Source organism: Arthrobacter sp. E44 (assembly GCF_041877125.1).
Lineage (GTDB): Bacteria > Actinomycetota > Actinomycetes > Actinomycetales > Micrococcaceae > Arthrobacter.
Genome location: NZ_JBHDJA010000007.1, coordinates 96,651 through 110,065 on the forward strand (window position 1 = coordinate 96,651; position 13,415 = coordinate 110,065).

At 65.6% G+C, this 13,415-nt stretch carries 10 protein-coding genes; 4 read left to right on the forward strand and 6 right to left on the reverse strand.

Annotated elements, in window-relative coordinates; genetic code table 11:
* Positions 1 to 95: 95 nt before the first annotated feature.
* The 3 genes from hpaE to ACETK3_RS08390 form a co-directional block, all read right to left on the reverse strand.
* Positions 96 to 1,607: a 5-carboxymethyl-2-hydroxymuconate semialdehyde dehydrogenase gene (gene hpaE / locus ACETK3_RS08380; protein WP_373992741.1), complete on the reverse strand. Its 1,512-nt coding sequence runs from the start codon at positions 1,605 to 1,607 to the stop codon at positions 96 to 98.
* A gap of 61 nt (positions 1,608 to 1,668) precedes the next feature.
* Positions 1,669 to 2,355, reverse strand: a complete 687-nt coding sequence (locus tag ACETK3_RS08385) for a GntR family transcriptional regulator (RefSeq protein ID WP_236820648.1) — start codon at positions 2,353 to 2,355, stop codon at positions 1,669 to 1,671.
* A complete protein-coding gene (locus tag ACETK3_RS08390) occupies positions 2,352 to 3,821 on the reverse strand; it encodes a fumarylacetoacetate hydrolase family protein (protein WP_373992758.1) in 1,470 nt (489 codons plus the stop codon). Before ACETK3_RS08390 ends, ACETK3_RS08385 begins: the two co-directional genes overlap by 4 nt.
* 233 nt (positions 3,822 to 4,054) lie before the next feature.
* On the opposite strand from ACETK3_RS08390, the gene ACETK3_RS08395 reads away from it, so the two are divergent.
* On the forward strand, positions 4,055 to 5,983 hold the full coding sequence (locus ACETK3_RS08395; RefSeq protein WP_373992742.1) for an FAD-binding monooxygenase: 1,929 nt from the start codon (positions 4,055 to 4,057) through the stop codon (positions 5,981 to 5,983).
* On the opposite strand, the gene ACETK3_RS08400 is transcribed toward ACETK3_RS08395, so the two are convergent.
* Complete coding sequence (locus ACETK3_RS08400) at positions 5,956 to 6,810, reverse strand: prephenate dehydratase (protein WP_237430557.1); 855 nt, start codon at positions 6,808 to 6,810, stop codon at positions 5,956 to 5,958. The genes ACETK3_RS08395 and ACETK3_RS08400 overlap by 28 nt on opposite strands.
* A 53-nt stretch (positions 6,811 to 6,863) precedes the next feature.
* Entirely contained in the window at positions 6,864 to 8,777 is a 1,914-nt protein-coding gene (locus tag ACETK3_RS08405) for an amylosucrase (protein WP_236820645.1), read from the reverse strand.
* A gap of 198 nt (positions 8,778 to 8,975) precedes the next feature.
* Between ACETK3_RS08405 and ACETK3_RS08410 the strand changes: the two genes are divergently transcribed.
* Positions 8,976 to 10,028, forward strand: a complete 1,053-nt coding sequence (locus ACETK3_RS08410; RefSeq protein ID WP_306969487.1) for a tartrate dehydrogenase — start codon at positions 8,976 to 8,978, stop codon at positions 10,026 to 10,028.
* A 20-nt stretch (positions 10,029 to 10,048) separates the two neighbouring features.
* Here ACETK3_RS08410 and ACETK3_RS08415 read toward each other — a convergent pair whose 3' ends face one another.
* The gene (locus ACETK3_RS08415) at positions 10,049 to 10,717 is read right to left on the reverse strand and encodes a GntR family transcriptional regulator (RefSeq protein WP_237429085.1); all 669 of its coding nucleotides are present in this window, start codon (positions 10,715 to 10,717) and stop codon (positions 10,049 to 10,051) included.
* Between the two features lie 125 nt (positions 10,718 to 10,842).
* Here ACETK3_RS08415 and glyA point away from each other — a divergent pair, with 125 nt between their 5' ends.
* Positions 10,843 to 12,183, forward strand: coding sequence for a serine hydroxymethyltransferase (glyA, locus tag ACETK3_RS08420; protein WP_236820642.1), 1,341 nt, complete (start codon positions 10,843 to 10,845; stop codon positions 12,181 to 12,183).
* A complete protein-coding gene (locus tag ACETK3_RS08425) occupies positions 12,180 to 13,400 on the forward strand; it encodes a sarcosine oxidase subunit beta family protein (RefSeq protein ID WP_236799905.1) in 1,221 nt (406 codons plus the stop codon). The genes glyA and ACETK3_RS08425 overlap by 4 nt, the downstream gene beginning before the upstream one ends.
* The last annotated feature ends 15 nt before the right edge of the window (positions 13,401 to 13,415 follow it).

Genomic DNA, 13,415 nt, shown 5'->3' on the forward strand with positions numbered 1-13,415 from the left:
GGGATTCTCTCTTCTTCGAAAGGGCTTTCCCCAACTGACTGGCAGTAGTTGTCGTTTTGGAGCTTCAAAACGACAACAAGTGCGAGCTAGTTGGGCTAGGCGCCGAATTTGGGGGTGTGGACGGAGCCGAGCGTGATGTGCACGGCCTGCTGGTCGGTGTAGAAGTCGATGGAGCGGTAGCCGCCCTCGTGGCCCAGGCCGGATGCCTTGACACCGCCGAACGGGGTACGCAGGTCGCGGACGTTGTGGCTGTTCAGCCAGACCATGCCGGCTTCCACGTTTTGCGAGAAGTTGTGCGCCCGGGTCAGGTTCTGGGTCCAGATGTAGGCCGCCAGGCCGTACTTGGTGTTGTTGGCCAGCGTGAGGGCTTCGTCGTCGTTCTCGAACGGGGTGATGGCCACGACGGGTCCGAAGATTTCCTCTTGGAAGATCCGGGCGTCGGGTGCGACGTCGGCAAACACCGTGGGTGCGATGTAGTTGCCTTCGGGCAGGTGGTCGGGGCGGCCGCCGCCGGCCAGGAGCCGGCCTTCGGACTTGCCGATCTCCACGTAGGAAGCCACCTTCTCGTAGTGCTCGGGGTGGACCAGGGCTCCCACCTGGGTCTTGGGGTCGTGGGGGTCGCCGACCACGATGTTCCTGGCCCGGGCGGCGTACTTCTCGCAGAATTCGTCGTAAATGCCGCGTTCCACCAGGATGCGGGAACCTGCGGTGCAGCGCTCCCCATTGAGGGAGAAGACGCCGAACAGGGCGGAATCGATGGCGGCGTCCAGGTCCGCATCAGCGAAGATGACGCAGGGGGACTTGCCGCCAAGCTCCATGGACAGGCCCTTGAGGTTGGTTGCGGCGTTGCGGAAGATCGTCTGGCCGGTGGTGGTCTCGCCGGTGAAGGAGATTAGCGGGACGTCCGGGTGCTTGACCAGTGCGTCGCCGGCTTCCTCGCCCAGGCCGTTGACCAGGTTGAAGACACCGTCGGGCAGACCGGCGTCCTTGAAGATGGTGGCCCACAGCGAAGCGGACAGGGGAGTGAACTCGGCGGGCTTGAGGACCACGGTGTTGCCGGTGGCAAGGGCCGGGGCGAGCTTCCAGGACTCAAGCATGAACGGGGTGTTCCACGGGGTAATCAGGCCGGCGACACCGATCGGCTTGCGGTTCACATAGTTGATCTGGGAGCCGGGGACCTTCATGGCATCGTCGAACTGGGCGACAATCAGGTCCGCGAAGAACCGGAAGTTCTCCGCCGCGCGCAGCGCCTGGCCCTTGGCCTGGGTGATGGGCAGGCCCGTGTCGAAGGTTTCGAGTTCTGCCAGGCGGCCTTCCTGGGCCTCGACGGCATCGGCGATTTTGTTGAGGATGCGGGCGCGCTCGCGGGGCTTCATCTTCGGCCATGGGCCATTGACGAACGCTTCGCGGGCGGCAGCCACGGCGAGGTCGATGTCTTCCTTCTGACCCGCCGCTGCCGTGGCGTAGTTCCGGTTGGAGACCGGGTCCAGGACGTCGAAGGTCTTGCCGCCCACGGAGTCCACGAACTGGCCGTTGATGTAGTGCTGGATGTGCGTGGGCAGATCCTCCGGAACGTGATGCTTGGCGGTTTCTACAGAGGCAGTCATCGTTGAAGTCCTAACTGTGTTCTTTGTCGTGCAAGGGTTTGCGCGTCCAGGTGGTTCGCGCTTAGGGGGTTTGGGCGAGGTACGCGTCCAACGTCGCTGTCCGGTGGAGCCGGGCTGCCTTTTCGATGGCGTCCGCGTCGGCTCCGGTTTCGAGGAGTTTCAGCAGGTTCTCGTGTTCCTCCACGGAGTCGCGGGCGCGGCCGGGGACGAAGCGGAAGGTGGAGGACCGGAGGGATGCGAGCCGGTTCCAGCCGCGGTGCACCAGGTCCAGGATGTGCGGGTTGGGGCAGTGCTCGAACAGGACGCTGTGGAAGTCCTGGTTGAGCTGCGTGAACCGGACCGGATCGAAGTGTTCCAAACACTCGCGCATCTCCTGGTTCACAGCCCGGGCCCGGGCCACCGCGGCGGAGTCGATCAGCGGGGCCGACAGTGCCGTCGCGGCCCCCTCCACAATGCTGAGGGTCTGCATCGTGTACAGGTACTCCGTGGGATCGATTCCTGCCACGGTGGCGCCGACGTTCCGTTCGAAGGTCACCAGGCCCTCGGCTTCCAGTCGCCGGATGGCCTCCCGCACCGGGACCACGCTGAACCCCAGGTCCTTGGCGATGGCCCCCAGGACCAGCCGGTAGCCGGGGGTGTAGGTGCCTTCCACGATCCGGGCCTTGACGGACTGGTAGGCCTGCTCCGACTTGCTGCCAGCAGGGGTATCGGAAAGCTCCGGCACGCCGGTCAATGCTGTCTCAGTCATTGGTGCTGCCTGCCCATCCGTTCCCACTCCACGTACCTCTTCTGCCATTCGGCGTTCATGGGGTAGAGGCCATCCACGCTGTTGCCCTGCTTGACCATCTCGAAGATGAAGGCTTCTTCCTTCTCCTGCTGGATGCAGTCGTCCACCAGTTCCTCGGCGATGGCCGGCGGGATCACCAGGATTCCGTCCGAGTCGGCCACGATGATGTCGCCGGGCTGCACGGTGGCGCCGCCGCAGGCGATGGTGATGTCGGTGTCCCACGGAATGTGGCGCCGTCCCAGTACGGCAGGGTGAGGGTTGGCGAAGTAGGTGGGCATTTGCAGGTCCGCGACGGCCGAGTAGTCCCGCACGCCGCCGTCGGTAATGATGGCAGCGGCGCCCCGCACCTGGGCACGGAGGGCCAGGATGTCGCCCACCGTGCCGGTGCCCTTCTCGCCGCGGGCTTCCATGACCAGGATTTCGCCCTCGTTCACGGAGTCGATGGCCTTCTTCTGGGCGTTGAAGCCGCCGCCGTGGGTCTTGAACAGGTCTTCGCGGTTGGGCACATACCGGAGGGTCCGGGCCAGGCCCACCACGCGGCGGTCCGGCCGGGTGGCCTGCAGCCCATCGATGCTGACGTTGTTCAGGCCGCGCTTTCGCATTTGCGAGGACAGTGTGGCGGTGGCAACCGACTCAAGTTTTGCCTTCAGTTCCGGGGAGAGGGCGGGCGAAACCCCGGCAAGTCCTGCGGCTTCGCGCGACCCGTAGGCCTCCTCCCGCTGCAGGTCATCGACCTTGGGCTGCGCGCCAAAGTCGGCGAACGCCGTCGTGCCTTCCTCAACTTTGGTGACCAGGCGGCCGGTGGACAGGGCACCATCACAGGTGTCCACCTCCACCTCCAGGATGTCTCCGGGCTTTGCCACGGAGGCGCCGGCCGGGGTGCCGGTGAGGATGATGTCCCCCTCCTCGAGGGTGAGCAGCTGGGAGAGATCGGCGATGAGGCGGGCGAACGGGAAGAGGAGGTCTTCGGTGGTGTCGTCCTGGACCAGCTCATCGTTGTGCCAGGTGCGGATGCGGAGCCTGGAAGGGTCGACGGCGTCTGCCGGGATCAGTGCCGGGCCCACGGGGGTGAACCCGTCCCCGCCTTTGGACCGAAGGTTGGAACCCTTGTCGGCGTACCGCAGGTCGTACACGCCGAGGTCATTGCTGGCCGTGACGGCGGCGACATGGCTCCACGCGTCCTCCATGCTGACGCGGCGGGCGGCCTTGCCGATCACCAGGGCGATCTCGCCTTCGTAGCCGAGCAGTTCGCAGCCGGCTGGCCGCTCGACGGGGCTTCCGCTGAGTGCCAGGGAACTGGAAGGCTTGAGGAAGTAGGACGGCTGGGCCGGGGTGCGGCCGCGCTGGGCAGCCCTGCTGGGGTAGTTGATATGCACCGCGATCACCTTGCGTGCTGCCGCCAGGGTGTCGCCGTTGACCTGCTCCAAATCCTTCTCCTCATCAGGTACGAAATCGTATACGATCACTATGGCCGCTTCCGCGCGGTCCGTCAACCCCCGGTTTTCTACCGCTTTCCTGATAGCTCCTGGTCCACTTGTCGCCCACATCACATGCGGCGTACAGTGGAAACCAAGTTTTTAGTTTCGATTATCGAATCTAATGTTCCAATATCGAACAAAATCTGACGGAACAGTTATCCACAATGAAGTGAGGAAAGCCCGTGCAGTTCCACCACCACGGATACGTATCCGGTGACCCGCGCGTCCAGCCCGCAGCCGGCGTCGGCCTGAACCGCCCCGAGGAGCTCCCTGGGGAAGTGGACGTCCTTATCGTCGGCACCGGCCCGGCCGGTATGCTCGCCGCCGCGCAACTGTCGATGTTCCCCAACGTGACCACCCGCATTGTCGAGCGCCGTCCCGGCAGGCTGGCCATCGGCCAGGCCGACGGAATCCAGGCCCGCAGCGTGGAGACCTTCCAGGCCTTCGGCTTTGCGGAACGCATCACCGGCGAGGCGTACCGGATCACGGAGATGGCCTTCTGGAAGCCTGATCCCGCCAATCATGCCAACATTGTCCGTTCTGCCCGTGCCGTGGACGACGAGATGGGCATCAGCGAGTTCCCGCACCTGATCGTCAACCAGGCACGCGTTCTGGACTACTTCGCCGAGTTCGCCGCGAATTCGCCCACCCGACTCAAGCCCGACTACGGCTACGAATTCCAGGGCCTCACCGTCGCCACTGAAGGGGACTACCCGGTGACCGTGACCCTGCTCCACACCGTCGGACCCAACGAGGGGCAGGAGCGGACGGTCCGCGCCAAGTACGTGGTGGGGGCCGACGGTGCCCGCAGCAAGGTTCGCCAGGCGATTGGCTGCACCATGGCAGGGGACCAGGCCAACCACGCCTGGGGCGTCATGGACGTACTGGGCGTCACCGATTTCCCCGACATCCGTACCAAGTGCGCCATCCAGGGCGAGAAGGGCAGCATCCTGCTGATTCCGCGCGAAGGCGGCCACCTGTTCCGCATGTACGTGGACCTGGGCGAAGTGGATCCCGCCACCCACCACGCAGTGCGCAACACCAGCATTGAGCAGATCATCGCCAAGGCAAACGACATCCTCCACCCCTACACCCTGGATGTGCGCAACGTGGCATGGCACAGCGTGTACGAGGTGGGCCACCGCCTCACGGACAGGTTCGACGACGTCCTGCCGGCGGACCGCGGCACCCGCACCCCCCGCGTATTCATCACCGGCGACGCCTGCCACACCCACAGCGCCAAGGCGGGCCAGGGCATGAACGTCTCGATGCAGGACGGCTTCAACATCGCCTGGAAGCTGGGGCATGTTCTTGAGGGCCGCAGCCCCGAAAGCCTGCTTTCCACCTACTCCGAGGAGCGGCAGGTGGTGGCGAAGAACCTGATCGACTTCGACAAGCAGTGGTCATCGATGATGGCCAAGAAGCCCGAGGAGTTCGAGGACCCATCGGAGCTGGAGGAGTTCTACGTCCGCACCGCGGAGTTCCCGGCCGGTTTCATGACCCAGTACGCGCCGTCGCTGATCGTGGGCAGCAGCGGGCACCAGGACCTGGCTGCGGGCTTCCCGGTCGGAAAGCGCTTCAAGTCCGCACCCGTGGTCCGCGTCGGTGACACCAACCCCATCCACCTGGGCCATCACGCCACCGCCGACGGCCGCTGGCGGATCTACGTCTTCGCCGATCCCGCCCTGCCCGGCACCGGCTCCGCCACGGACAAGCTCGCGGAATGGTTCGCCAACTCGCCGGAATCTCCCCTCGCCGCCACCCCTGCCGGCGCCGACCCGGATGCGTGGTTCGACCTGAAGGTCGTCTACCAGCAGCCGCACACCGCCGTCGACATCGGGGCCGTCCCTGCAGTGTTCAAGCCGCAGGTGGGGCCCTTCAAGCTGACAGACTACGAAAAGGTGTACGCCACGGATCCCAAGGCCGACATCTTCGACCTGCGCGGCATCGACCGCAACGGCGCCGTCGTGGTGGTCCGCCCGGACCAGTACGTGGCCAGCGTCCTGCCGCTGGCGGCGACTGCTGAGCTCGGTGCGTTCTTCGGTCCCCTGCTCAAGCGCAGGGAACCGGTGACGCAGCCCCGTCAGGCTGTGGCTGCTGCCGCGCGGTAGTCCGCGGCCGGGTAGACGCCCAGGATCCGCACCTCGGTGGTGAAGAAGTCCAGTTCCTCGAGGGCCAGTTTGAGCGGCAGGTCCTCGGGGTGGCCTTCAACGTCGGCCATGAACATGGTGGCCGCGAACTCGTTGCCCACCATATAGCTCTCCAGCCGGGTCATGTTCACCCCGTTGGTGGCAAAACCGCCCAGCGCCTTGTACAGGGCGGAGGGGACGTTGCGGACGCGGAACACGAAGCTGGTGACTGCCGGTCCGGGAAGTTCGTCCCGGGCCGGCAGTGCCGTTTCCCGGGCCAGGACCACGAAGCGGGTGGTGTTGGAGGGGTCGTCCTCCACGCGCGAGGCCAGGACATCCAGGCCGTAGATCTGCGCGGCAAGCGGGGGAGCCAGGGAGAGCTTGCGGGGATCGTTCCATTCGGCTACTTCCCGGGCAGACCCTGCGGTGTCGCCGGCGATGACCGGCTTGAGGCCGTGTTCGCGGATCAGCTTCCGGCACTGGCCCAGCGCGTGGATGTGGCTGTGCACCTCGGTGGCGCCTTCGATGGTGCTGCCCGGGATGCCCAGCAGGTCGAAGTGGATGGGCAGGAAATACTCGCCCACGATCTGCAGGTTGGACTGCGGCAGCAGGATATGGATGTCCGCCACGCGCCCGGCGATGGAGTTCTCGATGGGGATCATGGCCAGCTCCGCCTCGCCGCTGGCCACCAGCTCAAAGGCGTCCTCGAAGCTGGCGCATGGAACGCTTTCCATGTCCGGGAACATCTGCTGACACGCGATATTGGAGTTGGCGCCGGGCTCACCCTGGTACGCAATCTTGGAGGCCATGATCCGTATGGTTTCACGCACGGACACGGGTTAAGAAAACGGGCACCGCGATGCTACGCCGGGGTGACGCGCAGCCAGAGGTATTGCCGGGGAAGGAGCGTTACGCCGTCGTCCAGCTGAAGGGCGGCTTCGGAGAGAAGGTCGACGGCGGCCGGCGCGAATCCGCCGAAGGTCTCCGGCGGAAGGGTCTGGGCGGAGTCGCTGAAGTTGGCAAGGGAAAGGACCGCGCTGCCATCCTCCGGATCGCCGGGCCGCTGGTAGGCCAGGACTGACCGGTTGTTCGTGTGGAAGTCCACCAGCGTGGTTCCGGCAAGTTCAGCGGTATTCGCCCGGACCTCGATCATCCGTTTCAGGCCTGCATACACTGCACCTTCCGGAGTGGCGGGATCCAGGCGGCGGGCGTACTGCTCCGCCGGAAAGTGCGGGCGGTGGACCCACCGGCTGTCCTCCCCGTGGCCCGGTTCCGACGCGTAGCCATAGTCGTTGACCTGGCCCACCTCGTCGCCCAGGTACAGCAGCGGGATGCCGCCGGTGCTGAACGGCACCGAGTGGGCCAGGAGGATCCGTTCCACCGCCTCAGCCGGGTCAAGCTCCATGCCGCACAGGGACGCCGTCGTGCCTGAAATCCGGCAGTCACCGGTCTTCGGATTGTCCTGGAAGGGGACGCCGCGGGCGAAGCTGCCCGGGAACCTGTTGACGTAGAAGGAGTTCAGGAAACGGCGGTGGTCAAAGCCGTTGATGCCCAGTTCGGCCGCGTCCTCGTCGGCGAAGGTCCAGCCGATGTCATCGTGGCTGCGGACGTAGTTCACCCAGGCCGTGCCGTCCGGGATGTTGTGCCGGCGCTCCAGGGCCTGGGCCAGGAGCGAGGCATCGCGGGTGGCCAGGGATTCCCAGATCAGGGCCATCTGCAGCGGGTTGTAGGACAGCTGGCATTCTTTGGGGTCGATGTACAGGGCCACCTCGTCCGGGTGAACGATGGCCTCTGACTTGAACAGCAGCGACGGCGCCGCCAGCCGGCACACGGCGTTGAAGGCCCGCAGCAGCGTGTGCGCCTGCGGGAGGTTTTCGCAGGGCGTGCCGAGCTGCTTCCAGATGAACGCCACCGCATCCATGCGCAGGATGTCCACGCCCTGGTTGGCGAGGAACAGCATCTCGCCGGCCATGGCCCGGAACACCTCCGGGTTGGCGTAGTTCAGGTCCCACTGGTACGTGTGGAACGTGGCCCACACCCACCGGCCGTCCTCCATCTGGATGAAGGAGCCGGGGTGGTTCTCGGGAAAGATCTCGCGGACGTTCGCCTCGAAGGCGTCCGGCATGGTCCGGTCCGGGAAGATCCAGTAGTAGTCGCTGAATTCGGGATCTCCCGCGGCTGCCTTCCGGGCCCATTCGTGCTCGTCCGAGGTGTGGTTGAAGATGAAATCCACCACCAGGCTGATGCCGTTGGCCTTCAGCTCCGCTGCAAGGGAGCGCAGCTGCTCCATTGTGCCCACCTTCGGGTTGACCTGCCGGTAGCTCGAGACCGCGTAGCCGCCGTCCGAATGGGGTTCGGGTGCCAGGAACAGGGGCATGAGGTGCAGGTAGGTCAGGCCCAGTTCCTTGAAGTACGGGATGCGGGCGCGCACCCCTTCCAGGCTTTCGGCATAGCGGTCCACGTAGCAGACCCCGCCGAGCATCCGGTTGGACTGGAACCAGTCGGGAGTCCCTTCGCGTTCGGCGTCCAGGGCCTTCAGCTCCGGGGAACGCTCCTGCCAGGAGCGGGCACATTGGAGGACCAGGTCCGTGAGCTGGTCCAGCCAGTCATTGCGGTCGCCGTACAGGGAGTGGAACAGGCTGCGGAGCGTGGGAAAGTGCTCCTCGAGGCGCCGGTCGAAGTCCGGGTCCGGGCGCAGCCCAAGCCCGCGTTCCCGGGACACAGCAGACAGCACATGCCGGCGTGCCTGCTGGTCCTCGTTAACCGTTTCCTGCATGTTGACCGGCCTTTCCACACTTCCTCCGGCCTCCCTGGCCGCTCACCTGTAGGGAAGTATTCCACGTCACATGCGGAAGGCGTCCGACGGCGACGGGACGGTTACGTTTCGCAGGGCCCCGGTGGGCCGGAGCAGGTGGTGCCAAGTCCGGCCTAAGCTTTATCCGTATACAGGTACGCCGGAAATGATAGGAAACCCATGAGCCGCAACTTCACCATCGACTCAATTCCCGGCGACGGCATCGGCGTGGATGTCACCGACGTGGCCATGGAATGCGTGGACGCCCTGGCCGGGCTGCACGGCTTTACCGTTACCTGGCGGGTCCGCGACTGGAACAGCGACCTGTACGTCAAGACCGGCAGGATGATGCCGGTTGACGGTATTGAGCAGCTCAGCAGTGGCGACGGCATCTTCCTGGGCGCCGTGGGAACCCCTGACGTCCCGGACGACGTGACCCTGTGGGGACTGCTGATTCCCATCCGCCGCGAGTTCGACCAGTACATCAACCTGCGCCCCATGAAGCTGCTGCCCGGCGTCACCGGTGCGATGCCGGGCATCGAAGACCTGGACATTGTGGTGGTGCGGGAGAACGTTGAGGGCGAATACTCGCAGATCGGCGGGCGCTTTGGCGCCGGGACGGAAGCGGAGTTCGCCGTCCAGGAGAGTGTGTTTACCAGGGCCGGCATCAGCAGGGTGGCGCGCTATGCAGCCCAAGCAGCCGCCGGCCGTGGCGGAACGCTGGTCTCAGCCACCAAATCCAACGGCATCATCCACACCATGCCGTTCTGGGACGAAGTGGTGGCTTCCACGGTGGCCCAGTTCCCGGGCGTCACCGTGGACAAGGTGCTCATCGATGCGCTCGCTGCCCGGCTGGTCATGAAGCCCACCAGTGTTCGCACCATCGTGGCCTCGAATCTGTTCGGCGATATCCTGTCCGACCTTGTGGCCGGCGTCGCCGGCTCCATCGGCATCGCGCCGAGCGCCAACCTGAACCCTGAACGGCGCTTCCCGTCGATGTTCGAACCCGTTCACGGTTCTGCCCCGGACATCGCCGGCAAGGGCATCGCTAACCCGGTCGGTGCCCTTTGGGCTGCGGCCATGATGTTGGAGCACCTGGGGGAGGTGGCGGCAGCGCGGTCCCTGACAAGCGCTTTCGAATCCACGCTTGCGGACGGAGTGGCCACTCCGGACCTCGGCGGATCAGCCACCACCATGGAGTTCGCGAAGGAAGTGCGCCAGCGGCTGCAGTAGCTGCGCTTTAGACACGACGACTAAAGCACGCTGCGGATGGCCTGTTCAAAACTGGTGACGTGCTCCAGGGCGAGTTTGCCCGCCCGGTCGGAATCGCCGTCGGCCACGGCCTCCAGCAGTTCCACGTGCTCGGCGATGTGCGACGCAACGGACGGCACCTTTTCCAACACCATGCACCAGATCCGGGTGGCCAGGTTGTCGTAGCGGATCAGGACGTCTTCGAGGTGCGCGTTGGCCGCGGCCCGGTAGATCAGCCGGTGGACTTTGATGTCGTACCGCATGAGGTCGTAGGGATCATAGCCGTCCCCCATTTTGGCGATCGCCGCCGCGGTCTCGCGAATCTCCGCGCGCAAAGCCGGCGTTGCCAGCTTGGCCGCCCGGCGTGCCGCCAGGGGCTCCAGTGATTCGCGCAGCTCGGAGACGTCGGCGAGTTCGGTGATGTCGACGATGGTGGCGAACGTTCCGCGGCGGGGATATGAGACCACAAGATGGTCGCTTTCCAGGCGCTTGAGTGCTTCCCGGACCGGCGTCCGGCCAATCCCCAGTTCGGCGGCCAGCTTGCCGTCGTTGATCGCCTCGCCTGGCCGGATGTCCAGCATGATGAGCCGGTCGCGGAGGTGTCGGTAGGCCTGTTCGGAGAGTGAGAGATCTCCGTCCCCGGCCAGGTGGTTCTCTAATGTGACGCTCATTTCGAGCCTTCCCAGGAGTGCTATTGACGTCCAAGTGATCTGGAACATACTATTACGACAGTTCTAATATATCAGTTACAGATCAGTTATAGATCAGTAACTCCGAAGGGCTTTGAAGGAGAACAATGCAGGACGTACTGAACGCCTCGCTCGCCACGGTCGACGCCGACGTCGCCGCCGCTGTGGCACGGGAACTGCACCGCCAGCAGTCCACCTTGGAAATGATCGCCTCGGAGAACTTTGCTCCGTCCTCCGTCATGGAGGCCCAGGGCTCGGTCCTCACCAACAAGTACGCCGAGGGCTACCCCGGCAAGCGCTACTACGGCGGCTGCGAGCACGTGGACGTCATCGAACAGCTCGCCATCGACCGCGTGAAGGCCCTGTTCGGCGCCGAGTTCGCCAATGTCCAGCCGCACTCCGGCGCGCAGGCCAACGCCGCCGCCATGTTCGCCCTGCTGAACCCCGGCGACACCATCCTTGGCCTGTCCCTGGCGCACGGCGGCCACCTGACCCACGGCATGAAGATCAACTTCTCCGGCAAGCTCTACAACGTGGTTCCCTACCACGTCCGGGAGGAAGACCTCCGGATTGATATGGCCGAGGTGGAAGCCCTGGCCCTGGAGCACAAGCCCAAGCTGATCGTGGCCGGCTGGTCCGCCTACTCACGCCAGCTGGACTTCGCGGAGTTCCGCCGGATCGCCGACCTCGTGGGCGCCTACCTGATGGTGGACATGGCCCACTTCGCCGGCCTGGTGGCCGCAGGCCTGCACCCCAACCCCGTCCCCTACGCGGATGTGGTGACCACCACCACCCACAAGACCCTGGGCGGCCCCCGCGGCGGCGTCATCCTCGCCAAGGAGGAATACGCCAAGAAGATCAACAGCGCCGTGTTCCCCGGCCAGCAGGGCGGTCCCCTGGAGCACGTGGTCGCCGCCAAGGCCGTGGCCTTCAAGCTCGCCGCCGCCCCCGAATTCAAGGAGCGCCAGGAGCGCGTCCTGGCGGGCGCCAAGCTGCTGGCAGATCGTCTCCTCAAGGAAGACGTGGCAGCGGCAGGCATCTCCGTGGTCAACGGCGGCACCGACGTCCACCTGGTCCTGGTGGACCTGCGCCACTCCGAACTCGACGGCCAGCAGGGCGAAGACGCACTCCACCAGATCGGCATCACCGTCAACCGCAACGCCGTCCCCTTCGACCCCCGCCCGCCGATGGTCTCCTCCGGCCTCCGGATCGGGACACCCGCCCTGGCCGCCCGCGGTTTCGGCGCCGCCGAGTTCACCGAGGTTGCGGACATCATTGCGACGGCCCTGATCGCGTCGGCGTCCACCGGCACCCTGCCCGGGGACACCGCCGCCGAACTCCGCTCCCGGGTGACGGCCCTGGCCGAAAAGTTCCCCCTGTACCCGCACCTCACCGCCGACGCCAGCCTGGCAGAAGCCGAAGCAGACCTGATTGGAGCAGCCCAGTGAGCGCAGACCTCCTCCCCGAGCACCCGGATTTCCTCTGGCGCAACCCGGAGCCCAAGTCCTCCTACGATGCCGTGATCGTCGGCGGCGGCGGGCACGGCCTCGCCACCGCCTACTTCCTGGCCAAGAACCACGGGATGACCAACATCGCCGTCCTGGAAAAGGGCTGGCTGGCCGGCGGCAACATGGCCCGGAACACCACCATCATCCGCTCCAACTACCTCTGGGACGAGAGCGCCGCAATCTACGAGCACGCGCTCAAGCTGTGGGAGATCCTGCCCGAGGAACTCGAATACGACTTCCTGTTCAGCCAGCGCGGCGTGATGAACCTGGCCCACACCCTGGGCGACGTGCGCGAAAGCATCCGCCGCGTCGGCGCCAACAAGCTCAACGGCGTGGACGCCGAATGGCTGGACCCGCAGCAGGTCAAGGAACTTTGCCCCATCCTGAACATCCGGGACAACATCCGCTACCCGGTCATGGGCGCCACCTACCAGCCCCGCGCCGGCATCGCCAAGCACGACCACGTGGCCTGGGCCTTCGCCCGCAAGTGCGACGAAATGGGCGTGGACATTATCCAGAACTGCGAGGTGACCGGCTTCCTCAAGGACGGCGACCGCGTAGTGGGCGTCAAGACCAACCGCGGCACCATCAACACCGAAAAAGTTGGCCTGTGCGCCGCCGGCCACAGCTCGGTTTTGGCCGAGATGGCAGGCTTCCAGCTACCCATCCAGTCCCATCCGCTGCAGGCCCTGGTCTCCGAACTGCACGAGCCTGTCCACCCCACGGTGGTCATGTCCAACCACGTCCACGTCTACGTTTCGCAGGCGCACAAGGGTGAACTGGTCATGGGCGCCGGCGTGGACTCCTACAACGGCTACGGCCAGCGCGGCTCCTTCCATGTGATCGAGCAGCAGATGGCGGCCGCCGTCGAACTCTTCCCCATCTTCGCCCGGGCCCACGTGCTCCGGACCTGGGGCGGCATTGTGGACACCACCCTGGACGCCTCGCCGATCGTGGGCCTGACCCCGGTGGAGAACATGTTCGTGAACTGCGGCTGGGGTACCGGCGGGTTCAAGGGAACGCCCGCTGCCGGCATGACCTTTGCGCACACCATCGCCACCGGCGCGCCGCACAAGCTGAATGCGCCGTTCTCGCTGGAACGCTTCGAAACCGGCGCCCTCATCGACGAACACGGCGCCGCCGCCGTGGCCCACTAGCCGCCGCCACCAGAA